The 993-nt window shown below is 66.0% G+C and carries 1 protein-coding gene; it reads right to left on the reverse strand.

What is annotated here, in order from left to right; all coding sequences use genetic code 11:
- On the reverse strand, window positions 1-620 hold a 620-nt coding region (locus tag AOP78_RS14630; protein ID WP_152659599.1), incomplete at its 3' end, for a hypothetical protein.
- Window positions 621-993: the final 373 nt, after the last annotated feature.

Below are 993 nucleotides of genomic sequence, written 5' to 3' on the forward strand. Positions count from 1 at the left end.
AGGGCGACGGCCACGCCGGCGATCACGGAGAGCAGGAGCTTGATGTGGGTGGTCTCCGCGGCCGAGGCGTCGACGTCGACGGTGACCTGGGTGGCGACCTGCTCGGTCAGCTTGTCCATCGAGTCGACCACCTGGTTGGCGTAGGCGGTCAGCTCCGCGACGGTCGGCTCGGGATCGGTCGACGTCGGGTCGTAGATCGCCGTGAGGCCCGCGACGTAGCTCTCGTACGCTGCGACGTCCTCGTCGGCGTAGACGATCTCCTCGCCGAAGTACTCCTGGTACTGGGCCGACAGCTCCTCGATGTTCGTCATGAACGCGGCGAAGTTGGCCTGCTGCACCTCCCAGGCGTCGGGGACCTGATCCTCGGGGAGGGTGAGGAGGCGAAGGCCCTGCATGCGGATCGCGTACAGCGCGTCCTTGGTCTCCGCGATCTTCGCGTCGGACATGTAGATCTTGGTCATGATGTCGACGTCCTGGTCGCCCTGCTTGGTGAGCTGGGTGAAGGACAGCGAGGCGACCGCGACGAGCAGCAGCACGACCGTGCCGAACGCGGCGAAGATCTGAGCGGACAGCGGGAACCGCTTGTTCAGGCGGCCCTTCGCGATTGACGTGACTGACATGATTCTCCCGACCGGGTTCGACGTGTGTGGTGGTGTGGTCCCTACGCACGCCTCATCGTGCACACAATCGCACTTGTGAGAATCGGACACGAATTCAGGGACACGGCACCAATCGGGCACGCGAACGGGCGCGATTCTCACACAGACGGAAGCCCTACGGGCGCGAGAACGCCCCGGAGCGGCTTCGCTCCGGGGCGCCTCGACGTGGGGTCTCGAGATCCGTGACCCGGCGGGATTCCGCCGGGAGACCGCGACTCGAGGTCAGTAGGTGAAGTAGTCGACCTTCGCGCGCAGGTTGGCCGACAGCTCCGCGAGCTCGTTCACCGATGCGCCGATCTGGTCCAGCACCTGGGCCGCGTCGGACGAGGCCTGT

It is taken from the genome of Demequina salsinemoris, assembly GCF_000974805.1.
In the GTDB taxonomy this organism is placed as follows: domain Bacteria; phylum Actinomycetota; class Actinomycetes; order Actinomycetales; family Demequinaceae; genus Demequina; species Demequina salsinemoris.